Source organism: Ornithinimicrobium kibberense, from assembly GCF_006519705.1.
Classification (GTDB): Bacteria; Actinomycetota; Actinomycetes; order Actinomycetales; family Dermatophilaceae; genus Ornithinicoccus; species Ornithinicoccus kibberensis.
In genome coordinates this window covers 269,600-295,650 of record NZ_VFXM01000001.1, presented here as the reverse complement: position 1 = coordinate 295,650, position 26,051 = coordinate 269,600, and the positions used below count along the sequence as shown (strand labels likewise).

26 protein-coding genes are annotated in these 26,051 nt (G+C 73.8%); 18 read left to right on the top strand and 8 right to left on the bottom strand.

Annotation, left to right across the window (positions count from 1 at the left end; translation table 11 throughout):
* The first annotated feature begins 81 nt into the window (after positions 1-81).
* The 4 genes from FJR00_RS01385 to FJR00_RS01370 all read left to right on the top strand — a co-directional run bounded on the left by FJR00_RS01385 (position 82) and on the right by FJR00_RS01370 (position 5,578).
* Positions 82-1,461, top strand: coding sequence for an ABC transporter substrate-binding protein (locus tag FJR00_RS01385; protein WP_141337117.1), 1,380 nt, complete (start codon positions 82-84; stop codon positions 1,459-1,461).
* 4 nt (positions 1,462-1,465) lie between these two features.
* Positions 1,466-2,665, top strand: coding sequence for a carbohydrate ABC transporter permease (locus FJR00_RS01380; protein WP_141337116.1), 1,200 nt, complete (start codon positions 1,466-1,468; stop codon positions 2,663-2,665).
* Positions 2,662-3,516, top strand: coding sequence for a carbohydrate ABC transporter permease (locus FJR00_RS01375; RefSeq protein WP_141337115.1), 855 nt, complete (start codon positions 2,662-2,664; stop codon positions 3,514-3,516). Before FJR00_RS01380 ends, FJR00_RS01375 begins: the two co-directional genes overlap by 4 nt.
* Before the next feature lie 70 nt (positions 3,517-3,586).
* The gene (locus tag FJR00_RS01370; protein ID WP_238330236.1) at positions 3,587-5,578 is read left to right on the top strand and encodes an alpha-amylase family protein; all 1,992 of its coding nucleotides are present in this window, start codon (positions 3,587-3,589) and stop codon (positions 5,576-5,578) included.
* A 112-nt stretch (positions 5,579-5,690) separates the two neighbouring features.
* On the opposite strand, the gene FJR00_RS15640 is transcribed toward FJR00_RS01370, so the two are convergent.
* The 3 genes from FJR00_RS15640 to FJR00_RS01360 all read right to left on the bottom strand — a co-directional run bounded on the left by FJR00_RS15640 (position 5,691) and on the right by FJR00_RS01360 (position 7,560).
* A complete protein-coding gene (locus FJR00_RS15640; RefSeq protein ID WP_181409438.1) occupies positions 5,691-5,858 on the bottom strand; it encodes a hypothetical protein in 168 nt (55 codons plus the stop codon).
* Between the two features lie 161 nt (positions 5,859-6,019).
* Entirely contained in the window at positions 6,020-6,880 is an 861-nt protein-coding gene (locus FJR00_RS01365; RefSeq protein WP_141337114.1) for a class F sortase, read from the bottom strand.
* A gap of 8 nt (positions 6,881-6,888) precedes the next feature.
* Complete coding sequence (locus tag FJR00_RS01360) at positions 6,889-7,560, bottom strand: hypothetical protein (RefSeq protein WP_141337113.1); 672 nt, start codon at positions 7,558-7,560, stop codon at positions 6,889-6,891.
* A gap of 188 nt (positions 7,561-7,748) precedes the next feature.
* Between FJR00_RS01360 and FJR00_RS01355 the strand changes: the two genes are divergently transcribed.
* On the top strand, positions 7,749-9,248 hold the full coding sequence (locus FJR00_RS01355) for a UDP-N-acetylmuramoyl-L-alanyl-D-glutamate--2,6-diaminopimelate ligase (RefSeq protein WP_141337112.1): 1,500 nt from the start codon (positions 7,749-7,751) through the stop codon (positions 9,246-9,248).
* A gap of 29 nt (positions 9,249-9,277) precedes the next feature.
* Here FJR00_RS01355 and FJR00_RS01350 read toward each other — a convergent pair whose 3' ends face one another.
* Positions 9,278-10,342: an enoyl-CoA hydratase/isomerase family protein gene (locus FJR00_RS01350; RefSeq protein ID WP_141337111.1), complete on the bottom strand. Its 1,065-nt coding sequence runs from the start codon at positions 10,340-10,342 to the stop codon at positions 9,278-9,280.
* 37 nt (positions 10,343-10,379) lie between these two features.
* Here FJR00_RS01350 and FJR00_RS01345 point away from each other — a divergent pair, with 37 nt between their 5' ends.
* The 4 genes from FJR00_RS01345 to FJR00_RS01330 are packed head-to-tail and all read left to right on the top strand — an operon-like array spanning position 10,380 to position 12,928.
* Positions 10,380-11,279, top strand: a complete 900-nt coding sequence (locus FJR00_RS01345; protein ID WP_141337110.1) for a DUF5926 family protein — start codon at positions 10,380-10,382, stop codon at positions 11,277-11,279.
* A 13-nt stretch (positions 11,280-11,292) separates the two neighbouring features.
* A complete protein-coding gene (locus FJR00_RS01340) occupies positions 11,293-12,219 on the top strand; it encodes a glycosyltransferase (RefSeq protein WP_238330235.1) in 927 nt (308 codons plus the stop codon).
* Between the two features lie 2 nt (positions 12,220-12,221).
* Positions 12,222-12,608, top strand: a complete 387-nt coding sequence (locus FJR00_RS01335; protein WP_238330234.1) for a DMT family transporter — start codon at positions 12,222-12,224, stop codon at positions 12,606-12,608.
* Positions 12,608-12,928, top strand: a complete 321-nt coding sequence (locus tag FJR00_RS01330) for a DMT family transporter (protein ID WP_141337109.1) — start codon at positions 12,608-12,610, stop codon at positions 12,926-12,928. The genes FJR00_RS01335 and FJR00_RS01330 overlap by 1 nt, the downstream gene beginning before the upstream one ends.
* On the opposite strand, the gene FJR00_RS01325 is transcribed toward FJR00_RS01330, so the two are convergent.
* On the bottom strand, positions 12,903-15,170 hold the full coding sequence (locus FJR00_RS01325) for a hypothetical protein (RefSeq protein WP_141337108.1): 2,268 nt from the start codon (positions 15,168-15,170) through the stop codon (positions 12,903-12,905). The genes FJR00_RS01330 and FJR00_RS01325 overlap by 26 nt on opposite strands.
* A gap of 289 nt (positions 15,171-15,459) precedes the next feature.
* Between FJR00_RS01325 and FJR00_RS01320 the strand changes: the two genes are divergently transcribed.
* Positions 15,460-15,909, top strand: a complete 450-nt coding sequence (locus FJR00_RS01320) for a DUF4446 family protein (protein ID WP_238330233.1) — start codon at positions 15,460-15,462, stop codon at positions 15,907-15,909.
* A 25-nt stretch (positions 15,910-15,934) separates the two neighbouring features.
* Here FJR00_RS01320 and FJR00_RS01315 read toward each other — a convergent pair whose 3' ends face one another.
* Entirely contained in the window at positions 15,935-17,020 is a 1,086-nt protein-coding gene (locus FJR00_RS01315) for a diacylglycerol/lipid kinase family protein (protein ID WP_238330232.1), read from the bottom strand.
* Complete coding sequence (locus FJR00_RS15635) at positions 17,017-17,184, bottom strand: hypothetical protein (RefSeq protein WP_181409436.1); 168 nt, start codon at positions 17,182-17,184, stop codon at positions 17,017-17,019. Before FJR00_RS15635 ends, FJR00_RS01315 begins: the two co-directional genes overlap by 4 nt.
* A gap of 55 nt (positions 17,185-17,239) precedes the next feature.
* On the opposite strand from FJR00_RS15635, the gene serS reads away from it, so the two are divergent.
* Positions 17,240-18,523, top strand: coding sequence for a serine--tRNA ligase (gene serS, locus FJR00_RS01310; protein WP_141337107.1), 1,284 nt, complete (start codon positions 17,240-17,242; stop codon positions 18,521-18,523).
* Here the strand turns inward: serS and FJR00_RS01305 are convergent.
* On the bottom strand, positions 18,504-19,013 hold the full coding sequence (locus FJR00_RS01305) for a GNAT family N-acetyltransferase (protein ID WP_141337106.1): 510 nt from the start codon (positions 19,011-19,013) through the stop codon (positions 18,504-18,506). The two genes, serS and FJR00_RS01305, sit on opposite strands and share 20 nt — an antisense overlap.
* Before the next feature lie 147 nt (positions 19,014-19,160).
* Between FJR00_RS01305 and FJR00_RS01300 the strand changes: the two genes are divergently transcribed.
* The 7 genes from FJR00_RS01300 to FJR00_RS01270 all read left to right on the top strand — a co-directional run bounded on the left by FJR00_RS01300 (position 19,161) and on the right by FJR00_RS01270 (position 26,035).
* The gene (locus FJR00_RS01300; protein ID WP_141337105.1) at positions 19,161-20,606 is read left to right on the top strand and encodes a sensor histidine kinase; all 1,446 of its coding nucleotides are present in this window, start codon (positions 19,161-19,163) and stop codon (positions 20,604-20,606) included.
* A complete protein-coding gene (locus tag FJR00_RS01295; RefSeq protein WP_141337104.1) occupies positions 20,555-21,289 on the top strand; it encodes a response regulator transcription factor in 735 nt (244 codons plus the stop codon). The genes FJR00_RS01300 and FJR00_RS01295 overlap by 52 nt, the downstream gene beginning before the upstream one ends.
* A 172-nt stretch (positions 21,290-21,461) precedes the next feature.
* Complete coding sequence (locus FJR00_RS01290) at positions 21,462-22,346, top strand: ABC transporter ATP-binding protein (RefSeq protein ID WP_075958170.1); 885 nt, start codon at positions 21,462-21,464, stop codon at positions 22,344-22,346.
* Positions 22,343-23,644 (top strand): ABC transporter permease, encoded by a 1,302-nt coding sequence (locus FJR00_RS01285; protein WP_141337103.1) that lies wholly within the window; start codon positions 22,343-22,345, stop codon positions 23,642-23,644. The genes FJR00_RS01290 and FJR00_RS01285 overlap by 4 nt, the downstream gene beginning before the upstream one ends.
* 32 nt (positions 23,645-23,676) lie before the next feature.
* The gene (locus FJR00_RS01280; RefSeq protein ID WP_337678377.1) at positions 23,677-24,543 is read left to right on the top strand and encodes an HAD family hydrolase; all 867 of its coding nucleotides are present in this window, start codon (positions 23,677-23,679) and stop codon (positions 24,541-24,543) included.
* Positions 24,536-25,357, top strand: a complete 822-nt coding sequence (locus FJR00_RS01275; RefSeq protein WP_141337102.1) for a TrmH family RNA methyltransferase — start codon at positions 24,536-24,538, stop codon at positions 25,355-25,357. Before FJR00_RS01280 ends, FJR00_RS01275 begins: the two co-directional genes overlap by 8 nt.
* A 30-nt stretch (positions 25,358-25,387) precedes the next feature.
* The gene (locus FJR00_RS01270; RefSeq protein ID WP_141337101.1) at positions 25,388-26,035 is read left to right on the top strand and encodes a VOC family protein; all 648 of its coding nucleotides are present in this window, start codon (positions 25,388-25,390) and stop codon (positions 26,033-26,035) included.
* Positions 26,036-26,051 lie beyond the last annotated feature (16 nt).

Here is a 26,051-nt window from a genome sequence, read left to right as displayed (position 1 = left end):
GGGTCGAGACATCTCGTGTCGGCCGATGCGCGCTCCGGTCCTGCGGTCGCGACGGTCGGCACCGTGAGGAAGGAGCCAAAGGTGGCGAGTTCACGTGCACGACGCGGCACGGTCACGGCCCTGGCCGTGACGGGTGCCCTGACCCTGACCGGGTGCCTGCAGAACCCCGAGGGCGACGCCGGTGGCACCGGCGGCTTCGGCGGCCAGGCCTCCCCGGACCCTGGCGACGGTGTGGTCACCGTGCTGGGCGCGTTCGGCGGCGGCGAGGAGGAGCTCTTCGTCGAGTCCCTCCAGGAGTTCGAGGAGGAGTCGGGCATCGACGTCCAGTACACCTCCGACCAGGACTTCACCACGACCGTCCTGCTGCGGGTCAACTCCGGCGACGCGCCGGACATCGGGCTGTTCCCCCAGCCCGGCGGCGTCATGCAGATGGCGGCCGACGGCAAGGTCGTGCCGATCGACCAGATGCTCGACTACGACGCCATCGAGGCGACGTTGGTGCCGGGCTTCCTCGACTCCGCGCGATATCAGGGACGGGTCTACGCCGCTCCGATGCGGATGGCCGTGAAGTCCATCGTCTGGTATCCCAAGCAGGCCTACGAGGAGGGCGGCTGGAGCACGGAGCCGGCCAGCCTCGAGGAGCTCGACGAGATCAGCGAGCAGATCAAGTCGGAGACCGATGCGGCACCGTGGTGCATCGGGTGGGAGTCGGCGCAGGCGACCGGCTGGGTCGGCACCGACTGGATCGAGGAGTACATGCTCCGCCTGCACGGTCCGGACGTCTACGACGACTGGATGTACGGCCGGATCCCCTTCGACGACCCGCGTGTCATCGAGGCGTTCGAAGCCTACAAGGAACTGTCCACGGAGGAGGGCAACGTCCTGGGCGGTGTCACCGGCATCGTCTCCACGCCGTTCGCGGACGCGATGACGCCCGCCTTCGCGGAGGAGCCCGACTGCTACCTCATGCGGCAGGGCAACTTCGCCACCGGATTCTTCCCCGAGGACGTCCAGGAGAACCTCGACGAGGAGGTCGGCATCTTCGTCTTCCCGCCGGCCGAGGACGGTTACGACGGCCAGCCCATCCTGGGCGGCGGCGACCTCGCCGCGGCGTTCAGCTTCGACGACGACACCGTGGCCCTCATGGAGTTCCTCACCTCCGACGAGTTCGGCGGTCCCTGGGCCGAGGGTGGTGGCTGGCTCTCGCCGCACACCTCCTTCGACACCAGCCTCTACCCGGACGAGACCACCCGGCAGATCGCGGAGATGGCCTACACCGCCGACGTGTTCCGCTACGACGCCTCCGACGTGATGCCCAAGGAGGTCGGCTCGGACGCCTTCTGGAAGGGCATGGTCGAGTTCCAGGACGGCACCAAGACGGCCGAGGAGGTCACCGCGGAGATGTGGCAGGCGTGGCCGGAGGACCAGAAGCAGGTCGCCGGCGGGTCCGAGGACGAGTGAGACCATGACCTCCTCCCACTCGACCCCGCCCGTCGGGCAGGACGTTCCCGGTGACGACCCCCGGGTCGACGACGTCTCGCCGCAGGCGTCGGTGCCCGACGACGCCGGCCTGCAGCCGGTCAAGCTGCTCATCGGCGTCGTCGGCATCGCGCTGACGTTGTGGTTGATGTTCAACCTGTTCCTCGCCTTCGCCTACTACCCGGGCTGGTTCTTCAACAGCAAGCTGCTCATGGGGGCCCTCGGCCTCGTGGTCGGCGTCGGCGGCGCGGCGATCCTGTTCTGGTTCATCAACGTCGCGGTCGAGGCACTGCCCCGACGGCTGGAGCACGGGCTCATCCCCTACGCCTTCCTGCTGCCGGGCTTCAGCCTCATCGCGCTGATGCTGCTCTACCCGACGATCCAGACGATCCACTACTCGTTCGCCAACCGGGACAGCACGGAGTACCGCGAACCACCGTGGGCCAACTACACCGAGCTGTTCAGCAGCAGCGCGTTCTGGTCGGCGATCCTCAACAACGTGCTGTGGATCGCGATCGTCCCGGCGATCACGGTGGCCCTCGGGGTCGTCGTGGCCGTCCTGGCCGACAAGCTGTCGGCCAGCAGCGAGAAGTGGGCCAAGAGCTTCATCTTCCTGCCGATGGCGATCAGCTTCGTGGCGGCCTCGGCGATCTGGCTGACGACCGTCTACGCCTACCAGGCGCCGGGGCGTCCGCAGACCGGTGTGCTCAACGCGATCGTCCAGCAGTTCGGCGGCCAGCCGCAGAACTGGCTGGCGATCGAGACGGGGCGGCTCAACAGCCTGCTGCTCATGGTCATCCTCATCTGGCTGCAGACCGGGTTCGCCATGGTGCTGCTGTCCTCGGCCATCAAGGGTGTCCCCGAGGACACCATCGAGGCCGCCCGGATCGACGGGGCCAGCGAGTGGCAGATCTTCTGGAAGGTGGTCATCCCGCAGATCCGCGCCACGATCATCACGGTGTTCATCACCGTCCTGATCCTGGTGATGAAGGTCTTCGACATCGTCTACGTGCTGACCAACGGCCGGAACAACACCGACGTCATCGCGAACATGTTCTTCAACGAGCTGTTCGCCCGCGGCCAGGCCGGTCGGGCCACGGCGATCGTGGTCATCCTCCTCATCGCCGTCATCCCGATCCTGATCTACCAGGTCAAGCAGTTCCGTGAGCAGGAGGCCACCCGATGAGCGCCGGACGACTCAAGGACGGACGTCAGCGCAGCGTCGTCTCGATGGTGACGATGTTCCTGCTGGCGGTGCTGTGGACCCTGCCGACGCTGGGTCTGCTCATCACCAGCTTCCGCACCCGCGACGCCGCCGCCACCTCCGGGTGGTGGGCGGCGCTGTGGGAGGGCGGCTGGACCACCGAGAACTACGCCCGGGTGTTCGAGCAGGCCGACCTGGGCAACGCCTTCCTCAACGGGATCGCGGTGGCGGTCCCGGCCACGATCATCCCGATCATGTTCGCGGCGTTCGCGGCCTACGCCTTCACGTTCATGGACTTCAAGGGCAAGGACGTGCTGTTCATCATCATCGTCGCGGTGATGGTGGTGCCGATCCAGGTGGCCTTCCAGCCGCTGCTGGACCTGCTCGGCCCGCGCGGCCTGGGCATCTCGGGCCAGTACCTCGCGGTCTGGCTGCTGCACACCGGGTTCGGGATGCCGCTGGCCATCTACGTCCTGCGCAACTACATGGCCTCGCTGCCCTACAGCGTGGTCGAGTCGGCGCGCATCGACGGGTGCTCCAACTTCCAGATCTTCTGGAAGCTGATCGCCCCGATGGCCATGCCGGCGATGGCGGCCTTCGCCACCCTGCAGTTCCTGTGGGTGTGGAACGACCTGCTCATCGCCAAGCTGTTCCTGTCCAACGACAACACCACGGTGATCGTCAAGCTCCAGCAGCTGCTGGGCACCCAGGGTCAGGGCGCCGAGCTGCTGACCGCGGGCGCATTCATCTCCATGGTGCTGCCGATGATCGTGTTCTTCACGCTCCAGAACTTCCTGGTCCGCGGCATGACCTCCGGGGCGGTCAAGGGCTGAGCCCCGCCCGCACCGGCCCCACGGCCGCCCGCAGCACCCGCTGCGGGCGGCCGTGTGGTGTCATGGCGGGGTGAGCCGTGACCTGCCGTGGCCGACCGACCTGCCGGCGTCAGCGCGCGAGCGTCTCGAACGCACGCTGGCCCCCCTGCCCGAGCACCGCCGCACCACCTTCGCCCTGCGGGTGTCCCGCTGGTGGGCCGACCTCGTCGACGGGCTCTCGCCCTACCCCGACCCGCCCGCCGTGGCCGCGCGGGTCCTGGAGCTGGCGGCGGCTGCATACCTGGAGCGGGAGGACGACCTGCACCTGCTGGACGAGCGGCGCTCCCTGGAGCCCGACTGGTTCCAGCGGCCCGGCGTTGTCGGCTACGCCGCCTACGCCGAGCGGTTCGCCCCCGAGGGGACGCTGGCCGGGGTCGCCCGGCACGCCGACCACCTTCGGCAGCTGGGCGTGACCTACCTGCACCTGATGCCGCTGCTGCAGCCGCGACCGGCGCCCAACGACGGCGGCTACGCGGTCGCCGACTACCGGCGCGTGCGGGAGGACCTGGGCACGATGGCGGACCTGCGCGCCCTGACCCGTGCGCTGCGCGAGCAGGGGATCAGCCTGTGCCTGGACCTGGTGCTCAACCACGTCGCCCGCGAGCACGAATGGGCGCAGGCCGCCCGGGCCGGCGACGAGCACTACCGCCGCTACTTCCACGTCTACCCCGACCGGACCGTCCCCGACGCCTACGAGGCGACGCTGCCGGAGGTCTTCCCCGACTTCGCCCCGGGCAGCTTCACCCTCGACGAGGAGCTCGACGGCTGGGTCTGGACCACCTTCAACAGCTACCAGTGGGACCTGGCCTGGGAGAACCCGGACGTCTTCTGCGAGATCGCCGACGTCATCCTCTTCCTGGCCAACCAGGGGGTCGAGGTGCTGCGCCTGGACGCCATCGCCTTCATCTGGAAGCGGATGGGGACGGCCTGCCAGAACGAGCCGGAGGTGCACCAGCTCACCCAGGCGCTGCGCGCGGTCAGCCGGATCACCGCGCCCTCGCTCGTCTTCCTCGCCGAGGCGATCGTGGGCCCCAACGAGCTGGTCCACTACCTCGGGCAGGGCCGGCACCACGGCAAGGTGTCCGACCTCGCCTACCATAACAGCCTCATGGTGCAGATCTGGTCGATGCTGGCCAGCCGCGACTCGCGCCTGGCCGAACGGGCCCTCAGCCGCTTCCCCCAGGTGCCGTCCACCTCGGCGTGGATCACCTACCTGCGCTGCCACGACGACATCGGGTGGGCCATCGACGACGACGACGCCCGCTCGGTCATGGTCGACGGCTGGGCGCACCGGAAGTTTTTGTCCGACTACTACTCCGGCGAGTTCGAGGGGTCGACCGCCGAGGGGCTGGTCTTCCAGCACAACCCGGCGACGGGCGACCGGCGGATCTCCGGCAGCGCCGCCAGCCTCGTCGGCCTGGGCGGCGCGCTGCGGCGGCTCGACGCCGCGGTCGACGAGGAGGGCTTCGAGGAGGCCGCCCAGGCCGTGGACGTGGCGGTCGCCCGCCTCCTGCTCGGGTATGCCGTCGTCTACGGCTGGGGCGGCATCCCGGTGATCTGGTCCGGGGACGAGATCGCCCAGCTCAACGACGAGCACTGGGACGAGGTGCCCGAGCACGACGGGGACAACCGCTGGGCCCACCGACCCCGGTTGGACTGGGACTGCGTGGAGGAGGCCCGGAGCGATCCCGGGTCCGCCGTCGGCCGTGTGTGGGCGGGGATGCAGCACCTGGCCCGGGTGCGGGCCTCGCTCCCGCACCTGCACGCCTCGTGGCCGGCCGAGACGGTGGCCGCGCCCGACCCGGGCGTCTTCGTCGTCCTGCGCCGGCATCCGGTGGGGCCGATGCTGCAGCTCTACAACGTCACCGAGCAGCCGCGGACCGTGCCGGCCTGGTGGGTGCGGGAGCAGGGCATCAACCTGGACGGGGCGGTGGACGCGCTCAACGGCTTCCCGCCCAACCTCACCGACGACGGGTCGGTCTACCTGTCGACCTACCAGCCGGTCTGGCTCGTACGCCGCTGACCCGGGCCCGGGGCCGGCGCTGGTGATCCGGGGCCGGGACGTCCGTGCCGGGGACGGCAGAACCCCGCGGTGGAGACAAGGGGTCCACCGCGGGGTTCTGGTCAGGGACGGGTCAGCGACCGAACAGCTTGCCGAAGAAGCCGGCGCCGGCGCCGACCTCCTGCTCGTGGCCGGCGCAGCGCTGGAAGCTCGGCACGCCCTTCATCACCTGGTCGACGTGGCGGCCGCAGCCGGCCCAGGTCGTCTTGCCGCACTGGCGGCACTTCACGGCACTGCACATGGGAGGGGTCCTTTCGACGGGGACGATCGGATCGATCTGTCGAGAAATATACCCCAGGGGGTATGGGAGGTGCAACGTTGCCGCCCACGGCCCGGCGGGCGCACCGGACCGGCCAGGGGGTCACCCCGGACCGGTCAGGGCGTCACCGGACCGGCCAGGGGTCACCCCTCGGCGATGACGACGAAGTTGGCCTCGGTGTGGCCGTCCGCCTGGTAGCCCAGCACCGGGTCGCAGGTGATGATGGCCAACCGTGGTCGGTCGGGGTGCGGTCCCCAGACCGTCAGCGAGCGGGCCAGTGCGTCCTTGTCCACGGCCGCGGTGCTGGTCACCGTGAACGAGCGGGCGGAACCGTCGCTGTAGCCGACCTCCACCGTGTCGCCGACGCCGACGGAGGGCAGCTGGGCGAACGCGTCCGGGGCGCCCTCCCAGGTCACGTGTCCGGCGACCACGGACGTGCCCACCTGGCCGGGGCTGACCCGGTTGCTGCCGGTGAACCAGATGACCTCGTTCCGCCCGGGGTTGATGGTCCCGTCGGCGGCCAGGCCCTGGGGGACGATCGCCCCGTCCACCGCCGCGCTGGAGATGCGGATCCAGGCCGGCGCACCGGCGGGGACCGCGGCCTCGGCGCCGGCGCCCGTTCCCGTGGACGAGCCGGCGGAGGGGGAGGACCCCGAGGCGGGCGGCCTGGTGCCGGAGTCCGTGGCGTCGGCCCTGGCCGAGGCGCTCCACCCCTGGAGCCCCGCCGTCGGCGCGGGGCCGTCGGCGGGAGCGGCGGCGGCCTGCCCGGCAGGGTCGTCCGCAGACGTCGAGGACGACGTCCTGTCCTCGGTCGTGGTGGTCGGCGGAGCGGCCGTCGTCACGGGCGGTGTGGGTGACGACGTGGTCGGTGGCCGTCCTCCTCCCAGGAGCGTGGCGAGCAGGAGGGCGCCCGCCACCAGCGCGACAAGCAGGCCTCCGACGACGAGGACCAGCGGGGGGACCACGCCAGCTGCGCGGTCCCCCCGCCGACGAACGGTCGGCATGCCCCCGCTCAGTGCTCCTGACCGCGGCGACGCAGGCCGAGGCCGGCCAGACCCAGTCCGGCCGCGGCGACGGCCGCCAGCGGCAGCGCCGGGTTGACGCCCTTCTCGGGGACGTCCGTCTGCACGATGGGACCGATCGGCTTCCCGGCGTCGTCGCCGTCACCAGGGGTGCCCGGCTGCTCGGGCTCGTCGGTGGGCTGTTCCGGCTCGTCCGTGGGCTGTTCCGGCTCGTCGGTGGGCTGCTCGGGCTCGTCGGTGGGCTCCTCGGGCAGCACGCCGTTGCAGCCGATGACGTGGGAGATGTCCTTGCCGGACTTGTGGTAGATCGCGTCACCGGCGGCGACGTCCCACCAGAGGGTGTTCTCGTCGTCCACGGACGCGTCGGTGGAACCGGCCTTGACCACGGCCAGCAGCCAGGGGTCGTTGACGGTGACGGCCTGGGTGTCGGGCTCGCCGTCGCCGTCGGTGTCGACCTGGCCCACGGTGCCCAGGGCGGACAGCTGGCCCGCCTCCACCTTCGTGCAGGTGACGTCGACGTAACCCTCGGCCTCGAGATAGGTCACCCAGTACCCGGTCTGGTTGGTGTTGTCGTGCGAATCGGCGTGGGCCATCGTGCCACCACCGGCAACGAGGAGGCCGGCGGCGATGGCGCCAGCCCCACGGCGGAATGTGGTGCTCATGTGTCTTCCCCTTGCGTCGTGCGCCTGTCGGCGCGTGTCTGGTTGTGGCACGCCCCGGATGCGCACGGCACGCCGGAGGCGTATGGACGTCGGTGGACCCCTGCACCTGACCGCGATCCTACCCACCCTCGACCGTCGCGTCGCCCCGGAACGACCGGCCTGTGGACCCCGCTGGCTAGGGTGTCGCCATGAAGCTCGCCGACCTCGTCGTGGCCCTCGACGCCCAGCTGGCCGACACTCCCGACCACCCCCGGGGCATCGAGGTGACCGGGGTCAGCCACCAGGCGGCCTGGATCCGCCCCGGCGACCTCTTCGTGGCGATCAGGGGCGCCCGTTTCGACGGGCACGGCTTCATGGACGAGGCCATCGAGCGGGGCGCGGTCGCCGTCGCGGGCGAGGGACTGCCCGAGGGGCTGCGCTGCAACCTGCCCTACCTGGCGGTCAGCGACGCCCGGGCCGCCCTGGCGGACGCGGCGACCGAGGTCATGGGCCGCCCGAGCGACCACCTCACCGTCGTGGGCGTCACCGGCACCGACGGCAAGACGACCACCTCCTGCCTGGCCCTGCACCTGCTGCGCGCGACCGGCTCCCGGACCGGCCTCCTGTCGACGATCGGCTACGAGCTGCCCGACGGGGTCCTGCGCCAGCCGCCCTCCCACTTCACCACCCCCGAGGCGCCGCAGGTCCAGCACATCCTGCGCGAGATGGTCCGGCACGGGGCGACCGCCGCCGTCGTGGAGTCCTCCAGCCACGCCCTGGCGCTGGACCGGGTGCGGGGCGTCTCCTACGACGTGGCCGTGTGGACCAACCTCACCGGCGAGCACCTGGACTTCCACGGCTCGATGGAGCAGTACTTCGCCGACAAGGCCAAGCTGGTCCGACGGGCCGCCCACAGCGTCCTCAACGTCGACGACGGGCCCTGGTTCGAGCGGCTGGTCCCCCTGGCGACGGAGGGCGGGCGCACGTGCACGACATACTCCGCGGAGGGCAACGAGGCCGACTGGCGCGCCACCGACGTCGAGGAGGGGCCCGCGGAGATCACCTTCACCGTCCACGGGCCCGAGGGGCAGATGCCGGCGCGGCTGCCGATGATCGGCCGCTTCAACGTCGCCAACGCCCTCGCCGCCATGGCCGGGGTGGCAGCGACGGGAGTCCCGCAACGGGCTGCGGTCGAGGCCCTGTCGGGCTTCGGCGGGGTGGCGGGGCGGATGGAGATGGTCGAGCGGCAGGACGGCGACCCCCGGGTGATCGTCGACTTCGCGCACACCCCGCCCAGCCTGGACAAGGCCCTCGAGACCGTCCGCGTGACCACCGAGGGACAGCTGTGGGTCGTCATCGGCTCCGCCGGCGGCCCCCGGGACCCGTCCAAGCGGGCGCCCCTGGGGGAGGTCGCCACCCTGCGCGCGGACCGCGTCGTCCTCACCGAGGAGGACCACCGGGACACGCCCCTGGAGGACATCCTGGCCGAGATGGAACGCGGTGCCCGCGAGGCCGGCCGCGACAACTACGTCTCCATCGGGGACCGGCGCGAGGCGATCCGGTACGCCGTGCGCGAGGCGGCCCCGCAGGACACCGTGCTGCTCGCCGGCAAGGGGCCGGAGGAGACGCTCGAGCGGGACACGGGGACGATCCCCTGGGAGGAGATCGAGGAGGCCCGCGAGGCGCTGCGGCTGCGCCGGGGCGACTGAGCTCGGCCCTCGGACGGCCCGGCCGACGCTCAGCCGTCGAAGGCGGCCAGCACCTCCTGACGCGGCACGTCGGCGACCGAGCCGTGGGTCCAGCGGGGCGTGCGGTCCTTGTCGACGAGCTGGGCGCGCACGCCCTCGGCGAAGTCCGGATGGGTGGCGAAGGTCGCCCCCAGCCGCAGGTCCTGGGCGAGCACCTCCTCCAGCGTCATCGTGGCCGCGCGACGCAAGGCTTCCAGGGTGACCGCGACCGAGAACGGCGAGCGGGTGGCGACCGTGCGGCCCGCCTCCTGGGCGGCCGGGTCCGGGTCCTCGGACAGTCGCTGCAGGATCACTGCGGCGTCGTCGCCGGCGTAGCACCGGTCGATCCAGGAACGGTGGGCCGCCAGCCAGGGCGGGCCGTCCCCCGGGCGTCCGGCCGCCTCCGCCACCTCGGCGGCGCCGGCGTCGGGCCGGTCGCGCAGGAGCTCCAGCACCCGGTCCTGGGCGTCCGCGGGGACGACGACGTCGGCCAAACCCAGGAGCACGGCGTCGGCACCGCCGACGGGCTCGCCGGTCAGGGCCACGTGCGTGCCGGTCTCGCCGGGGGCCTGGGCCAGCGGGTGCAGTCCGCCCACGTCCGGGAAGAAGCCGATGATCACCTCCGGCATCGCCAGCCGGGTCCGCTCGGTCACCAGGCGCAGCGACCCGTGCGCCGAGACGCCCACGCCGCCGCCCATGACGATGCCGTCCATCCAGGCGACGTACGGCTTGGGGTAGGAGGCGACCAGGGCGTTCACCGCGTACTCCGCCCGCCAGTAGTCGACCGCCTCCTCGGGCCGTCCGCCCAGGACCGACTCGCGCAGGGCACGCACGTCGCCCCCGGCGCACAGCCCGCGCTCCCCGGCCCCGTCGAGCACGACCGCGGCGACCCGGTCGTCGGCGGCCCACGCTGCGAGCTGCTGGTGGAGGGAGTCGATCGAGGGTCGGTCCAGGGCGTTGATCGCGCGGGGCCGGTTGAGGCGCACCCGCCCGAGCGGCCCGTCCACCGCATACAGCACCTCCGGCCCGTGGCCGGGTGCGGGCTCCCAGGACAGGTCGTCGTCGCCGTGGCTCATGCCGGCCCACTGTAGCCACGCACGTAGACTCCCCCGCATGGGCAAGGCATCACGCAGGAAGCGGCAGACCGACGGCGCACCGAAGGCGAAGCGGGCACCGTTCGTCGCGCGCCCCTTCGAGGGGCTGGCCGACGAGGCGGACTGGGTCGCGATGCGGGAGATCCTGCCCGCGGCCACCGCGCGGATCAATGTCGTCGTGCCGGAGGGCCTCGAGGTCGACGGCACCCCCGTGCCGGCCGGCGAGCGCGAGGTCACCCTGGTGACCGTGCTGCCGGGGGCGATGCCCGCCGTGCACCGCGACAACGGCGAGGTCCTCGTGGCGATGCAGTCCCGCACCTCCAGCGGCGACGCCTCCCGCGACGTGGCGCAGTCCCTGCTGACGGCCCTGGTCGCCGAGCCCGGCACCTCGGTCACCTCCGTGCGGCCGGCCACCGCCGACACCCCCCGGATGCAGGACCTCGTGGCCGAGGGTCAGCGCCTGGAGGTGGAGGTGCAGGAGGACTTCGGCTTCTGGCTGGGCGAGGACGCCACCGAGGAGCAGCGGGCCGCGCTGGAGCAGATGAACGAGAACGCCGTGCCGATGGAGCGGGTCGAGGGGGCGCCGTCGGCGTACTGGTGCCTGATGACCGGCCGTGCCTACATCCGGTGGATCCTCGGCGAGGACGAGGACACCGCCACCCGGGCCGTGGCGCGGCTGCAGGCGGCCGGCGGGCACACGCTGGGGGAGGACACCAAGCTGCTCGGCGCGTTCCGTGCCAACGGCCTGCTCGTGCCGGTCATCGAGGTGGACCCTCAGGCCGAGCCGTCCTCGCACGCCGGGGCGCTGGCCGAGCTGCAGGCCCGCTACGAGCAGGCGGCCGCCTCCGACGAGCCGCTGACGCTGCCGGAGCGCAAGGCCCGCGACGGCCTCGTCTCCCGGCAGGTCACGCTCCGCTGAGACGGGGTATGCCGTGGGGCCGGGGACGGTGGTGACGGCGCCCGGGGTGGTCGCCGTCGTGCCCGCCAAGGACGAGGAGGAGCGGGTCGGCGCCACCGTCGAGGCCCTCCACCGGGTGCCCGGGGTCCGCCACGTGGTCGTCGTCGACGACGGCTCCACCGACCAGACCGCGGCCGTGGCCGAGTGGGCCGGCGCCGCGGAGGTGGTCCGGCACGAGCGAAACCGGGGCAAGGCCGCCGCCATGACGACCGGGGCGGCCGCCGCCGCGACCCTGCTGCCCGGGGCCTCCGTCCTCTTCGCCGACGCCGACCTGGCGGAGTCGGCCGCCCGGCTCGGCCCGGTCGTCGAGGGGGTGCTCGACGGCACGGCCGACATGACGATCGCCGTCCTGCCGCCGCAGGACCGGCCCGGGGGCGGCTTCGGGATCGTGGTGCGCACCGCGCGCGAGGGGATCCGGCGGCTCACCGGCTGGGCGCCGACCCAGCCCCTCTCGGGCCAGCGCTGCCTCACCCGCGAGGTGCTCGACGCCGCGATGCCGCTGGCCTCCGGCTGGGGCGTGGAGGTGGGGCTGTCGGTGGACGTGCTCCGCGCCGGCGGCCGGGTCATGGAGGTGCCCTGCGAGCTGCAGCACCGCGTGACCGGACGGGACTGGGCCTCCCAGGTGCACCGGGCCCGCCAGCTGGCCGACGTGACGAGGGCGCTGGCCGAACGGACCGGCCCGGCCGAGCAGGCGCGTGAGCAGGTGCACCGCGCGAAGGAGTCCGGGGTCCGCCGGCTCCACGAGGTGCGGGCGGCCGGGCAGGAGCGGGCGAAGGCGGCGCGCGGGTCGGCCCGGTCGACGGTGGCCGCCGGCACGTCCACCCTCCGCGAACGGGTGGGCGGTGCGGGCCGGGCCCTCACCCGGCCCCTCCGCCGGGACGGCACCTGGCACGAGCTGTAGGCGTGCCGCCGCTGCGGGGCACCGGCCCCTGGCCCTTCCTGGTGGCCGCCGTCCTCCTCGAGGTGGCCGCCACCCTCTCGCTCAAGGGTGCCCTCGAGCGGCCGGCGTTCCTCGTCCTCGTGGTCCTGGGCTACGTGGGCGCCTTCGGTGCGCTCACCCTGGTGCTGCGCGCAGGGATGGGGTTGGGCGTGGCCTACGGGATCTGGGGCGCGGCCGGGGTCGCGCTGACCGCGGTCGCCTCGGCCGTGGTCTTCGACGAGACCATCACCCCCGTCATGGCCGCCGGACTGGTGCTGGTCGTCGCCGGCGTGCTGTGCATCGAGCTGGGGGCCCAGGCCGCCCGTCGGGCGCGGCCGGGGGCGGACGGGCTGACAGGGGAGGGGTCCTGATGGCCTGGGTCTTCCTCGTCGGTGCCATCCTCCTCGAGGTGGCCGGCACGCTGTCGCTGCGGATGGCGGCGTCCGGGCCGCGGAGATGGTTCGTGGCCGTGGGACTGGGCTACGTCGGGGCGTTCACCCTGCTGGCGCTGGCGCTCGCCGGGGGCATCGGCCTGGGGGTGGCCTACGGCATCTGGGCGGCCGTCGGCGTGGCGCTGACCGCCGTGCTGAGCCGGGTGCTGTTCGGCGAGCCCCTCACCTGGCTCATGGGTCTGGGCATCGTGCTCGTCGCCGGGGGCGTGCTGCTCATCGAGACGGGTGCGGCCGGCTGAGTCGCCCGGGGCCCGGGAGGACGGGCCGGCCCGCGACGGAGAGCGCGGCGGCGAGCAGCACGGTCAGCGCCAGCGCCAGCACCGCGATGCCTGAGTCGTTGAGCACCCAGCCCAGGGCGGCGGCGACCACACCCGCGGCCAGGGCGGCACGCAGGCCCGTGTGCTTCCAGACCGGTGCCGCCCAGCCGGGCCGGCGCACCAGGGCCACCGCCAGCAGCACCAGGGCGAGCACGGCCAGCCAGGACAGCGGGTAGGCCAGCAGGATGCCCAGGCTCTGCTCCAGCTTGCGGCCGACGACCTCCAGTGCGGTCCCGTCGAGGATCCGCTGGACGAAGTCGCCCAGGTGGGTGCGTCGTCCCGGGCCCCGCGTCCAGTCCAGGAGCATCACGGCGGCCGCCACGAGGACGCCGGCCAGGCCGAGCAGCAGCAGGGCCCGGGCGGACCAGCGGACCTCCAGCGCGGCCAACGTCATCAGCCCGGTCGCCACGACCAGCGCGGGGACGCCACCGAAGTCCGCGCCGCCCTGCGGAGCCGCGTTGAGCACGACGGCGGCGGCGCCGAGCGTCAGCACCACGGCCGCGGCGGTCCGTCCCGACCGCGAGGGCCGTTCAGGTGGCGCGGGCCGGGCAGGTCGCGAGCCGGCCCGGAGGTCGGTCCCCGGCCCCACGACGGCCGCCGAGAGCACCAGGTAGGCACCGAGCACGATCCCGAACCCCACGTTGCCCTGCCCGTAGAACCGCCCGGCGGTCACCGGCTGCAGCCCCAGCACGGAGACGAGTCCCAGCCGGGCCGACCACAGCACGTCGACCCCGACCACCGCGAGGGTGACCGCGGCCAGCACGGCGGCGGGACCCAGCGGGTGGCGCCGCCACGGCCCGACCCACGCCAGGAAGGTCAGCAGGCCGACGGTCGCCAGCACCACGACGCTCAGCGCGAGGACGGGGCGGGCGGCCGACCACCATGGCACCAGCCCGGCGAGGAAGGTGGCCACCGGGAGTGAGAGCACCGCCGTCGCCACCACGGACAGTCCCCAGGTCCCCGACGTCGACCCCGGCCGGACGCGGCGCACGACCACGGCCGCGAGGAGCAGCACGAGCAGGACGGCGGCCGCCCCACCCAGGACCCAGGGGGCGCCGGTCTTGGCCAGGGTGATCCCGGCCGCCAGGTCCCGGGCCTGCTCGACGTTCGTGGTCCGAACCTTCCCGTCCGGGTCGCTCCGGGCCCCCTCGCCCCCGTCCGGGTCGTCCTCGACCACGACGACCGGCTGCCCCGCCACGGCGTCGGGGAAGGGCCCCTCGACGCCGGCGAGGTGAAGCACGGTCGCGGTCAGGTCGGTGAGCTGGACCAGGCTGCGCTGCTGCGTCGACCCCGACGTCAGGGCCCCGCCGGAGGTCGACCCCGCCGGGGCCACGACGAGGACCGTCGCCGCGGGCTCGTCCTGCAGGTGGCCCATCCCGGCCAGCACGACCGTCGCATCGCCCGGGAGGCCGTCCACGAGGTCGCCGACCGCGCCGGGGTCCGCAGGGTCGGTCGAGACGAGGTGGACGTCGCAGCCCGGGACCAGCTCGGGGGAGGACGGCCCAGCGGAGCCGCGGCCCCCTCCGTCGGTCCGGGGCCGGTATGCCTCCACCCGCCCGTCCGCGTCCGCCGCCCCGAGGGCGGAGAGAGGGTCGTAGGCCGCCACGCACCCCGTCGGGGAAAGTAGCTCGGCGAGCGTGCCCAGCTCGGTGCCCAGGGATCGTCGGTCGGCCAGCGCGGTCCACCGGCCCCAGGCGTCGGCGTCGACGACGGCCCCCCGGCCGCGCGGCTCGACGAGCTCCTCGGGCAGGACCTGGCCCGTGCCGTCGCCGCCCGCCCCGGCGGCGGGACCGGCGTCGACGCAACCGGCCACGTCCGTGGCGGCACGCTGGCCCGCACCGAGGGTCAGCCAGGCGTCCGCGGCGCAGGTGGTCTCGTGCGTCCCGCGGAGCACGAGCGCGGCGGTCCCGCCCCGGGCGGCCAGCCCGGCGATGACCGTGGCGGAGGGGTCGTCGACCCCGTCGTCGGTGCCGGTGTCGACCTGGTCCCAGGTCAGCTCGGGCACCCCGACGACGACCACCGGTCCTGCCCCAGAGGCCGGCTCGACCGGCGGGGCCTGGGCCCGGGGGGCCACCCCGACGGCTGCCAGCACGGCGGCGACCAGCCAGCTGAGCAGGACGACGAGCGTCAGGACCGTCGCCCCCCGTTGCCCGTTCCGTCCCACGCTCCCACCTCCTCGCTCGTCGACCGCATCGTCCCACGGCGGTCGCCGGCCGGATCGTCACGAGCGGTGGCCCGACCAGGCGGTCCCGTGGCAGTCGGTGCAGCCCGCTGCTGCGCATCGTGTGCCGCAGCTAGTCTGCTGCGTCCTGCGTGCTGCACCGGCGGGGCCAGGACGCGCGACACGCCGCAGGGCCGACGGCACAGTGCGCGACACGCCGGGGGGAGGGGAGGTGGGGCCGAGACGCGCGGCACGCCGGGGGGAGGTGGGGGCGACGGCATACCCTCGGTGCGTGGACCGACCCGACCCCGAGACGCTGGCGTGGATCGCCGCCGCCGTGGCGCTGCTGGCCCTGCTGCTCGCGGCGGTGGCCTGGCGCCGGCTGCGGGTGCTGGACCGGCAGGTCCGACGTCTGGTGGCCGCCGGGGCGCCGACGACCCCGGAGGCCGACCGGCTGACGGCCGTGGAGGAGGAGACCGTCCGGCTGCGGGCGGAGCTGTCGCAGGCCCTGCGGCACGTGGCCGTGGTGCGCTACGACGCGTTCGGCGACATGGGCGGACGGCTCTCCTTCAGCGCCGCGCTGCTGGACGACGCCGGCGACGGGATGGTCGTCAGCTCGATCCACGCCCGGGGGGAGAGCCGGACCTACGCCAAGGGCATCGTCGACGGGGGGTCGGACGTCGTGCTCACGCCCGAGGAGCGGCAGGCCCTCGACGCGGCCCGGACCGGCGAGGCCGGCTGAGCCTCAGGCGCCACGAGGCCGGACCTCAGGCACCAGACGGGCCGGAGCCGCTGAGCGCACCGATCTCCTCTCGCGCGCGCGAACGGCGGCCCGCGGGCAGCCGGACGACGAGGCTGCCGGGCTGGGTCTGCACGCGCATGGCGATCGCCTCGCCGAGGGTGTCGCCGTCGACCTCGATCTCGACGGGCTTGTCGGAGACGACGCGCACGTCCTGGGCCTGCAGGTGGTCCACGCGGCTGTGCCCGATCTTCTGCCGGGTGACCAGCTGGGCGAAGGTGGCGCCCCAGCCGACGATCCCCTCGGGCGAGAGCAGCACGGCGTCGACGCTGCCGTCGTCGGCCACGGCGTCGGGCAGCAGGTCCATGCCGCCCTGCAGCTTGCCGACGTTGCCGACCATGACGCTGCGCACCTTGCGGCGCAGCGGCGGGCCGCCGTCCAGCTTGACGGCCACCGTGAACTGGGGACCCTTGAGGTGCTGCAGCCCGGCCACCAGGTAGGCCAGCCAGCCCACCCGGGCCTTGAGCCTCTCCGGGGCGGCGGCCATGACCTCGGCGTCGAAGCCCAACCCCGCCATGACGAGGAAGACGTGCTCCTCCCGGACCTCCTCGCTGGACCGGTCGTCGACCGCGTCGGAGAAGTCGAGGGTCCTCGCCGGGTCGGTGTCGTCGGCCACCCGCGCCGCGATCTGGGCGCTCGTGGGGCGGATCAGCTCCAGCAGGCAGGTATCGATGCGCGCGTCCTGCCCGGTCAGCGCGATCCGCAGGCACTTCTCCAGCGAGTCGACCGGCAGCTCGAGGTTGCGGGCGAGCAGGTTGCCGGTGCCGGCGGGCAGCAGGCCCATCGGGACGTCGGTCCCGGCCAGCTCGGCGCCGACGGTGCGCACCGTCCCGTCGCCGCCCAGCGGGCAGACCAGGTCGACGCCCTCCTCGACCGCCTGACGGGTCTGGCCAGTGCCGGTGTCCTCGGGGGTGGTCTCCAGCCAGAGCGGGTCGGCCCAGCCCTCCTCGCGGCAGATCCGCGTCACCCGGTCGCGGACCTTGCGCACGTCGTCGAACTTGGTCGGGTTGACCACGACGGCCGCACGCCGCTCTCCCCCCTGCTGCACGCTCACGGTGCCCCCTTCTCCTCGACGGCCGTGCCGGCCCCTCGCCTGCCCTCCGGTGCCGGCCGGACCGCCCGGGCCTCGGTCGCGGCCAGCCACACCACGAGGGCGGTGAGGGCGGCGACGAGGAGGACGGCGACGGCGAGCACGACCCAGCTCGGTTCGCTCTGCATACCCCCACGGTATCGGCCCCCGGGGAGGTCTCCGACCCTGGCTAGGCTGGGGCTCATGATCGACATCCGCGACCTGCGCGCCGACCCCGACCGGGCGCGCGCCTCCCAGACGGCCCGGGGCGAGGACCCCGGTGCCGTCGACGCCGCCCTCGCCGCCGACGAGCGGCACCGTTCCGCCCTGGCGGCGTTCGAGTCCGCGCGGGCCGAGCAGAAGAGCTTCGGCAAGCAGGTGGCGCAGGCCAAGGGGGAGGAGAAGCAGGCGCTGGTCGCCCAGGCCCAGGAGCTGTCCGCCCGGGTCAAGCAGCTCCAGGCGGAGGCCGACGAGGCCGCCACCGAGCGGTCCACCCAGATGCGGCGCATCGGCAACCTCATCATCGACGGCGTGCCCGCCGGCGGGGAGGACGACTTCGTCGTGCTGGAGGAGGTCGGCACGCCGCGCGACTTCGGCGCCGAGGGCTTCGAGCCCAAGGACCACCTCGAGCTCGGCGAGGCGCTGCGTGCCATCGACACCGCCCGGGGGGCCAAGGTCTCCGGCGCCCGGTTCTACTTCCTCCTCGGGATCGGCGCCCGGCTCGAGCACGCGCTCATGGGTCTGGCCCAGCAGATCACCCAGGAGGAGGGCTTCGTCCCGGTCGTGCCGCCCACCCTCGTGCGCCCGGCGACGATGGAGGGCGCCGGCTTCCTCGACGCGCACGCCGACGAGGTCTACCGGCTCGAGGCCGACGACCTCTACCTCACCGGCACCTCCGAGGTCGCGCTCGCCGGCCTGCACGCCGACGAGATCGTCGACCTCTCCGACGGGCCGCTGCGCTACGCCGCGACGTCCACCTGCTACCGCCGGGAGGCCGGGTCCTACGGCAAGGACACCCGCGGCATCTTCCGGGTCCACCAGTTCACCAAGACCGAGATGTTCGTCCACTGCCGCCCCGAGGAGGCCGAGGCCGAGCACGCCAACCTGCTGCGGATCGAGCGGCGCATCCTCGACGCGCTCGAGCTGCCCTACCGGGTCATCGACGTCGCCGCCGGCGACCTGGGGGCGCCCGCCGCGCGCAAGTACGACTGCGAGGCGTGGATCCCCACCCAGGGCCGCTACCGCGAGCTGACCTCGACGTCCAACTGCACCACCTTCCAGGCCCGTCGCCTCGGGATCCGCGAGCGCGACCCCGAGGGCGGCTCGACCCGGATCGTGGCCACGCTCAACGGCACCGCACTGACGAGCACCCGCCCGATCATCGCCCTGCTGGAGAACCACCAGCAGCCCGACGGGACCGTGCACGTCCCGGCGGCGCTGCGCCCCTTCCTCGGGGGTATGGAGACGCTCACCGCGGCGGGGGGCTGACCTCTGGCAGGGCCTCCCACTCGGCCCAGGTCAGCTCGCGGCCGGGGTAGCGCACCCGGCCGAAGGGCCACCGTGCGGCCAGCCACGCCGGGACCGCCTCGGCCAGCGCGGCCTCGGCGGGCGTGGCGACCAGGTCGTCGACGACCCACCAGGAGACGTCCGCGTCGGCACCGACCTTCTCGGGCGGGTCGACGTAGACGCAACCCAGCAGCGCCGACTCCGCCTCGTCGGCGAAGAGGGCGTAGTTGAACGACCGGTGCTCGGCGATCTCGCGCTGGTGCCAGGCCAGCTCGTCGCGGTCCTGCTCGAGCGTCAGGTCCGCCGGGGGCCAGCCCCAGACCTGCCCGAACGTCTCCCACAGCCGCTCGCGCGAGCCCATCACCGCGGGATGGTCGATCTCGACGTCGTCGGCACGGATGGGCCGGAGGTGGTGACCGGTCGGCAGGTCCAGCCGCTCGGGGTGCCGCCAGTCGTCCGGGAGCCAGCTCATGGGTCCAGCCTGCCAGCGGTCCCGTCGCTCGGCCAGGGTTTTCGCGGTCCTGGTCCCACCGTCTCCGGCCCGCGACGGAGGACCGGTCCGGGGGGCTCCGTCGTGCGGCCGAGGCCGGCGGTGCCGCGGGCGGCATACCCTGACGGGATGATGCGGGTGGACCGGTGGTTCGGGGCGGACGAGGAGTGGGAACGGCCGGCCCCCGACCGGCGGGCCGTGCGCAACGACGTGTGGCTGGCCGTCCTGGCGTTCGTGGTCAGCGCCCTGGGCGCGGAGCTGATGCGCAGCCTCGGGGCCTTCGAGAACGAGCGGCTCGGGGTGGGCTGGCAGTACGTCGGCATGGCCAGCGCCGCCGCCCTCGTGGCGGTCCGGCGCAGCCACCCCGTCCTGGTCACCGCGCTGGCCGGGGTGCACATGCTCGCCCTCGGGCTGCTCGTGCCGATGACCATGAGCACCCTGCCGATGCAGACGCTGTACTTCTTCCTCATCTTCTCCGGCGTCGCCTGGGCCCGGGACCGTCGGGCACTGCTCGCCGCCGTCGCGCTCACGCTCACCCTCATGGCGGCCTGGCTGGCGTGGACCTTCGCGCTGGGTCGCGGGCTGGAGCAGATGGTGAGCTCGTTCGGGCCGGAGGCCGAGGAGGGGGCCGGGCTGTTCTCGCCGGTCGTGGGCATGGTCGGCTACACGCTGCTCGTCAACGTCATCTTCTTCGGCGGGGCGATCGTGCTCGGCCAGGTCGCCTGGGACGGCGCCCGCCGGACCGCCCAGGTGCTCGACCAGGCCCGCACGATCGCGGCCCAGGCGCGCCGGCTGCGGGACCAGGCGGTCGTGGACGAGCGCCTGCGGATCGCCCGCGAGCTGCACGACGTCGTGGCCCACCACGTCTCGCTCATGGGGGTGCAGGCGGCCGCCGCCCGGCGGGTGATGGGCAAGGACCCGGACGCCGCGACGGCGGCCCTGACGTCGGTCGAGCAGTCCTCCCGCGACGCCGTGACCCAGATGCGTGGGCTGCTGGGCACCCTGCGTGGCCATGGCGAGGGGGAGGACCTCGGGCAGCAGGTCCGCGAGGGTGAGGGGGCCGGTGAGCGGGACCCCCAGCCCTCCCTGGCCGACCTGCCCCGGCTCGCCGCGCGGGCCACCACCTCGACCTGCGAGGTCGTCGTCGACGTGGTCGAGGACCCCGACGGGGCGGCCGCGCGGGTCGCACCACCGCTGCAGCTGACCGCCTACCGGGTGGTGCAGGAGGCGCTGGCCAACGTGCACCGGCACTCCACGGCGCGCTCGGCCCGGGCCGTGGTGCGGGTCGACGAGGCCGCCGGCTGCCTGGAGATCGAGGTCGTCGACGACGGGACGGCGCGGGCGGGCACCGCGGGCACCGGTCTGGGTCTGCTGGGCATGGAGGAACGTGCCTCCCACCTCGGTGGCCGGGTGGAGGCGGGGCCCCGTCGGGGCCGGGCGGGCTGGCGGGTGTTCGTGCGGGTCCCGCTGTCGGGGACCCCCGGGCCGGGCGGGCCGGGCTGCGCCGTCGGTGCTCCGGGCGCATGGGCCGACGACGTGCCGGTCGAGCTGTCGCGGGCCGGGGCCGACCGGTGACCGTGCGCGTGCTGCTGGTCGACGACCAGCCCCTGCTCCTGCAGGGCTTCTCGATGATCCTCTCGGTCGAGGACGACCTGCAGGTGGTGGGGCAGGCGACCGACGGCGAGCTCGCCGTGGCCGCCGTCGCCGAGCTCGCCCCGGACGTGGTCCTCATGGACGTCCAGATGCCCCGGCTCGACGGCATCGAGGCCACGCGCCGCATCGTCGCCGACCACCCCGCCGTGCGCGTGGTCATCCTCACCACCTTCGACCGGGACGACTACCTCTTCGACGCGCTCGCGGCCGGGGCGAGCGGCTTCCTGCTCAAGAACGCCGACCCGGACGACCTCGTCGACGCCGTCCGCGCGGCCGCTCACGGGCACGCCCTGCTGGCCCCGGAGGTGACCCGGCGGGTCATCGAGCGCAGCACCGGGCAGGACGCCGGCCCCGCGCCTGCGGCGGGGTCCCCCGGAGCGGCGGGCGAGGGCATACCCCTGCCGTCGTTGACCCAGCGGGAGCGGGAGGTGCTCGTCCTCGTGGCCCGGGGCCTGTCCAACGCCGAGATCGCCCGCGAGGCCTACGTCAGCGAGGCCACCGTCAAGACGCACGTGTCCAACGTGCTCGCCAAGCTCGGGGTGCGCGACCGGGTGCAGGCGGTCGTGGCCGCCTACGAGGGCGGGCTGGTCGCACCGGGCGGCTGAGCCGGCCTCCCGCCCCGGGAGGGCGGACGTCGTCCTGCGACGCGGGACGGAGACCGATCTCGCCCGCACGGCCGATGTGGCCGGCGCCGGTGCCCGACTAGCGTCGAGCACGACAGGACACACACCACCCGCCGGGCCCCTGGCCCGGCGGCGGGAGCAGGAAGGCGGACGGGTGCTCGAGCTGAGGGGACTGACGCGGCGGTACGGCGACGTGCTGGCCGTCGACGAGGTGAGCTTCACCGTGCCACGGGGGGCGATGGTCGGCTTCGTGGGCGGCAACGGCGCCGGCAAGACGACGACGATGCGGATGGTCATGGGGGTGCTGGCCCCGAGCGCCGGGGAGGTGCTCTGGCAGGGACGACCCGTCACGGCGGGCGACCGGGCCCGGTTCGGCTACATGCCCGAGGAGCGCGGGCTCTACCCCAAGCAGCCGGTGCTGCCCCAGCTGACCTACCTGGGCCAGCTGCACGGGATGAGCGCCCCCGCCGCCCGGGAGCGCTCGCGCGACCTGCTGGAGCGGTTCGGCCTCGGGGAGCGGGTCAAGGACAAGCTGGAGACCCTTTCGCTGGGCAACCAGCAGCGGGCCCAGATCATCGCCTCGGTGCTGGGCGACCCGACCCTGCTCGTCCTCGACGAGCCGTTCTCCGGCCTGGACCCCTCCGCCGTGGACCAGATGAGCGAGCTGCTGCGAGAGCACACCGCGCGGGGCGTGCCGGTGCTCTTCAGCTCCCACCAGCTCGAGCTGGTCGACCGGCTCTGCGACTCCATCGTCGTGCTGCACCAGGGACGGGTGGTGGCCCACGGCTCCGCGGAGCAGCTGCGGGCCGGGGCGCCGCTGCGCTACCGGCTGACCATGGCCGGCGACACCGGGTGGGTGCGCGGCGTGCCCGGGGTCGAGGTCCTCGACGTGGACGGGCCGACGGCCGTCGTCGCCCCGGCCGACGAGCAGGTCGCCGAGCGGCTGCTCGTCGACGCCGTCGCCCGCGGGGGCGTGCGGGAGTTCGCCCGCGTCGTGCCGACCCTGTCCGAGATCTACCGGGAGGTGGCCTCCGTATGAGCACCACGCAGACGACCAGCAGCACCCGGGTCGAGGACCGGGACGGCGCCGCCGGGACCCAGCCGTCCGGCGACTCCCCGACGACGGACCGCGGGCGGGTGGGGCGCCGGGCGCCGTGGACCCTCGTGGCCGCCCGCGAGGTGCAGGTGCGCCTCACCGACCGGACCTTCCTGCTCTCGACGGTCTTCACCGTCGTCCTCATCCTCGGCGCGATGGTCGTGCCGGCCCTCATCGGCGGCGGTGGCGGCGTGGACTACAGGGTGGCCACCACCGGCCCCGACGCCACGTCCGTCGTGGAGCGCGTCGACCCCGCGGCCATGGGCGCGCTGTCCTTCGACGGCGAGGAGCCGACCGTTTCCGTCGAGGAGGTCGCGGACCGGGCCGCAGCGGAGGAGTCGGTCCTCGAGGGCGACGCGGACCTGGCCCTCGTCGGCGGCCCGGGCGAGTGGGAGGTGCTGGCCGACGGGTCCCCCCCGACGACGCTGCTGGGCGCGGTGTCCGACGTCGTGCGCACCGACGCCCTCGCCGCCAACGCGGAGGCGGCCGGGACCAGCGTGACCGAGCTGACCGCCGGCACCGAGGTCCGGCTGACCGACCTGGCCGAGGTCACCGAGGACGAGGGCATGCCGGAGCAGGTGAGCTTCCTGCTCGGCTTCGGGTTCGCCTTCCTCTTCTACATGGCCGCGATCATGTTCGGCATGCAGATCGCCAGCTCGGTGGTCGAGGAGAAGCAGTCCCGGATCGTGGAGATCCTGGCCGCGGCCATCCCGGTGCGCCAGCTGCTCATGGGCAAGGTCGCGGGCAACACGCTGCTGGCCTTCGGGCAGATGGCGCTGCTGGTCGCCACGGCCCTCGTGGGGCTGACCTTCACCGACCTCGACGTGGCCCTGCCGGGGCTGGCGGAGGCGGTCGGCTGGTACCTGCCCTTCTTCCTCCTCGGCTTCGTGGCGCTGGCCTGCATCTGGGCCGCGGCGGGGGCCCTGGCCTCCCGGACCGAGGACCTGCAGTCCACGACGATGCCGCTGACGATGGTGCTCGTCGTCGCCTTCATCGCGGCCCTCAACCTCCAGGGGGTATGGCGTGAGGTCGCCTCGTTCGTGCCGCTGCTGTCGACGCTGCTCATGCCGCTGCGGATCCTCGAGGGCGACGTGTCCTGGTGGGAGCCGGTGCTGGCCCTGGTGCTCGTGGCCCTGTTCTGCCTGGTGACCATCCTCGTCGGGACCCGGCTCTACCAGCGGGCCCTGCTGCACACCTCGGGCAGCCTGAGCTGGCGCAAGGGCATGCGCCTCTCGGAGTGAGCCGGGGGCCGGAGGGCGGCTAGGGTGCGAGGGTGAGCAGCCCCGAGCACGCCGGCAGCGCGACCGAGCCCAGGCACCCCGTCCGTGACCAGCGGCTGCTCGTCGGCCTGGACGTCGACGGCACCCTCGTGCACCACGACGGCACCCTGTCCCCCCGCGTGGTCGACGTCGTCCGCCGGCTCGACGAGCTGCCCCACGTCGAGGTCGTCATCGCCACCGGCCGCGCCGTCGAGGCCACGCTCCCGGTCATGGAGCAGCTGGGTCTGCTCACCCCGGGCCGGCAGACGGTCTGCTCCAACGGCGCGGTCACCGTCGAGGTGGACCCCGGGACCGAGCGCGGGTTCCGGGTGGTGGACGTGGTCACCTTCGACCCGGCCCCGGCCATCTCGCTCGTGCGCAGGGAGCTGCCGGACGCGCTCATCGCCGTGGAGGACGTCGGCTCCGGCTTCAAGGTCAGCACCCCCTTCCCCCACGGTGAGCTGTGGGGCGAGGAGAAGGTGGTCCCCGTCGAGGAGCTGATGGCCGACCCGGTCACCCGCGTCACCTTCCGCGACCCCAGCTCCACCTCCGAGGAGTTCAGCGAGCTGGTCGAGCGGATGGGTCTGCACGGCGTGAGCTACGCCGTCGGCTGGTCCGCCTGGCTCGACCTGGCCCCCGAGGGCGTCTCCAAGGCGTCCGCCCTCGAGCAGGTCCGTCGCCACCTGCACGTCGAGCCCTACCGCACCGTGGCCGTCGGCGACCAGCGCAACGACTGCGAGATGCTCGTCTGGGCCGCCTGCAGCTACGCCATGGGCCAGGCCCCGGCGGAGGTCCTGGAGGCCGCCGACCGGGTCACCGGCACCGTCGAGGAGGACGGGCTGGTCGACGCGCTGGAGGAGGTCCTGGCCGAGCTTGCCTGAGCCGACGACCATCACCTCCCCGGCCAACCCCCGGGTCAAGGCGCTCGCCGCCCTGCGCCGCCGCCGCACCCGGGACGAGCAGGGGCGCACCCTCGTCGAGGGCCACGAGGAGCTCGACCTGGCGCTGCGGGCCGGCGTCGTGCCCGAGACGCTCTACGTCTGCCCCGAGCTCATGGGCGACCGGGCGCGCAGCTCCGACGTCGTGGACCGCGCCGCCCGCCTGGGGGCCGAGGTGGTCCGGCTGTCCCGTCCGGCCTTCGAGAAGGCCGCCTACCGGGAGGGCCCCGACGGGTTCCTGGCCGTCGTGCCCACCGTCGACCGCCGGTGCGCCGACCTGGACCTGCCCGACGACCCGCTGGTCCTCGTGTGCCAGTCGGTGGAGAAGCCCGGCAACCTGGGGGCCATGCTGCGCACCGCCGACGCCGCCGGGGTGTCCGCGGTCGTCGCGGCCGACCCGGTCACCGACTGGCGCAACCCCAACACCGTCCGCGCGTCCAAGGGCACGGTCTTCGCCGTGCCCGTCGCCTCCGACGGCACGGCGACCACGCTCGCCTGGCTGCGCGCGCACGGCATACCCCTCGTCGCGGCCACCCCGGACACGCGGACCGAGCACACGCAGGTGGACTGGACCGGCCCGGTCGCGGTGGCCGTGGGCACCGAGAAGGAGGGGCTGACCCGCGAGCTGCTCGACGCCGCCGACCACCGGGTCCGCATCCCCATGGTGGGGCGGGCCGACTCGCTCAACGTGTCGACGTCCGCGGCCATCCTGCTCTACGAGGCCGTGCGGCAGCGCAGGGGCCGGGCCGGGTCCTGAGCGTTCCGTGGCGTGTGTCACGATGACGACATGCGCATCGACCACGTGAGCTACGCCGCCGGTCCCGAGGGTCTGCAGGAGACGGCGGCCCGGCTGGGGGAGCAGCTCGGCGTCGAGCCGGTCGACGGCGGGGTGCACCCGCGGTTCGGCACGCGCAACGTCATCCTGCCGCTGGCGGAGCGGCGCTACCTGGAGGTCGTCGACTGCCTGGACCACCCGGCCTCTGACAAGGCGCCCTTCGGCCAGGCCGTCAAGGCCCGGTCGAACCGGGGCGGCGGCTGGATGGCGTGGGTCGTGGCCGTCGACGACCTGGGGCCGGTCGAGGAGCGGCTGGGCCGGGGCGCCGTCGACGGCAACCGGCACACCCCCCAGGGCGTGGACCTGCGCTGGCGCCAGATCGGGGTCAAGAACGTCATCGACCACGGCAACCTGCCGTTCTTCGTGCGCTGGGAGTCGCCGCCGGAGGACCACCCCAGCCAGCTGGCCGAGTCGCGGGCGCGGCTGGCCGGTCTGACGATCGGCGGGGAGCCGCCCATCGTGCGCGCCTGGCTCGGGCTGGGCGACGCCCCGGAGGGGGCCTTCGAGTCGCAGGTGGAGTTCGGCTTCGTCGAGGACGACGCCTGCCCGTGCCTCTACGAGGTCACCTTCGAGACGCCCGAGGGGCGCGTCGTCGTCTGAGGGCGGCGGGCCGTCG

Excerpts from the sequence above, each read along its gene's own strand:
- FJR00_RS01380 (WP_141337116.1), top strand. The coding sequence starts at position 1,466 with ATGACCTCCTCCCACTCGACCCCGCCCGTCGGGCAGGACGTTCCCGGT.
- FJR00_RS01375 (WP_141337115.1), top strand. The coding sequence starts at position 2,662 with ATGAGCGCCGGACGACTCAAGGACGGACGTCAGCGCAGCGTCGTCTCG.
- FJR00_RS15640 (WP_181409438.1), bottom strand. The coding sequence starts at position 5,858 with ATGTGCAGTGCCGTGAAGTGCCGCCAGTGCGGCAAGACGACCTGGGCC.
- FJR00_RS01365 (WP_141337114.1), bottom strand. The coding sequence starts at position 6,880 with ATGCCGACCGTTCGTCGGCGGGGGGACCGCGCAGCTGGCGTGGTCCCC.
- FJR00_RS01360 (WP_141337113.1), bottom strand. The coding sequence starts at position 7,560 with ATGAGCACCACATTCCGCCGTGGGGCTGGCGCCATCGCCGCCGGCCTC.
- FJR00_RS01355 (WP_141337112.1), top strand. The coding sequence starts at position 7,749 with ATGAAGCTCGCCGACCTCGTCGTGGCCCTCGACGCCCAGCTGGCCGAC.
- FJR00_RS01350 (WP_141337111.1), bottom strand. The coding sequence starts at position 10,342 with ATGAGCCACGGCGACGACGACCTGTCCTGGGAGCCCGCACCCGGCCAC.
- FJR00_RS01345 (WP_141337110.1), top strand. The coding sequence starts at position 10,380 with ATGGGCAAGGCATCACGCAGGAAGCGGCAGACCGACGGCGCACCGAAG.
- FJR00_RS01330 (WP_141337109.1), top strand. The coding sequence starts at position 12,608 with ATGGCCTGGGTCTTCCTCGTCGGTGCCATCCTCCTCGAGGTGGCCGGC.
- FJR00_RS15635 (WP_181409436.1), bottom strand. The coding sequence starts at position 17,184 with ATGCAGAGCGAACCGAGCTGGGTCGTGCTCGCCGTCGCCGTCCTCCTC.
- serS (WP_141337107.1), top strand. The coding sequence starts at position 17,240 with ATGATCGACATCCGCGACCTGCGCGCCGACCCCGACCGGGCGCGCGCC.
- FJR00_RS01305 (WP_141337106.1), bottom strand. The coding sequence starts at position 19,013 with ATGAGCTGGCTCCCGGACGACTGGCGGCACCCCGAGCGGCTGGACCTG.
- FJR00_RS01300 (WP_141337105.1), top strand. The coding sequence starts at position 19,161 with ATGATGCGGGTGGACCGGTGGTTCGGGGCGGACGAGGAGTGGGAACGG.
- FJR00_RS01295 (WP_141337104.1), top strand. The coding sequence starts at position 20,555 with ATGGGCCGACGACGTGCCGGTCGAGCTGTCGCGGGCCGGGGCCGACCG.
- FJR00_RS01285 (WP_141337103.1), top strand. The coding sequence starts at position 22,343 with ATGAGCACCACGCAGACGACCAGCAGCACCCGGGTCGAGGACCGGGAC.
- FJR00_RS01270 (WP_141337101.1), top strand. The coding sequence starts at position 25,388 with ATGCGCATCGACCACGTGAGCTACGCCGCCGGTCCCGAGGGTCTGCAG.